This window comes from Hungatella sp. L36 (assembly GCF_014288035.1).
The window spans coordinates 1-538 of record NZ_JACOPC010000070.1; the positions used below are offsets into that span (position 1 = coordinate 1).

Here is a 538-nt window from a genome sequence, read left to right on the forward strand (position 1 = left end):
GAGGTCGGTGGTTCGAGTCCACTTAAGCCCACTACTTAACTCCTCAGGAGATAAGTAAGTGGAAAAAACAAAAGAATAAAGGGATTGCCTGAAAAGGGAAGACCAGCATCCGAGTATTTGACATAAATATGGGGGTGTAGCTCAGTTGGGAGAGCACCTGCCTTGCAAGCAGGGGGTCAAGAGTTCGAATCTCTCCATCTCCATTGGCATTGAATACTTGATGAGGTATTTTCGAATCTAGTATGAAAGCCCGTCCTGAAACTTAACGAGGTATTTCACGAGTTTAGTTGAATGGACGCAACCATGTACCTTGAAAACCACATATTGAATATATCTAGATAGATTCTTTTAAGGGATTTCGATCCCGAGAAAGAGTAAATCAAGACATCCGAGGTGTTATATCGTAACAGATATAACCGAAAAATTATAAACTCGTTATTACTGTAACGTACAGTGATAACAAACCTAAGACCAGAGATTCAACGCTATGAATCTTAGACGAGTAGCCCGCACCCTTAACAGGGTAAGCCCCCTCCTT

General features: G+C 41.8%; 1 tRNA gene. It reads left to right on the forward strand.

Annotation, left to right across the window (positions count from 1 at the left end):
• Positions 1 to 130 precede the first annotated feature (130 nt).
• Positions 131 to 203 (forward strand) — tRNA-Ala (locus tag H8S80_RS33980).
• Positions 204 to 538 lie beyond the last annotated feature (335 nt).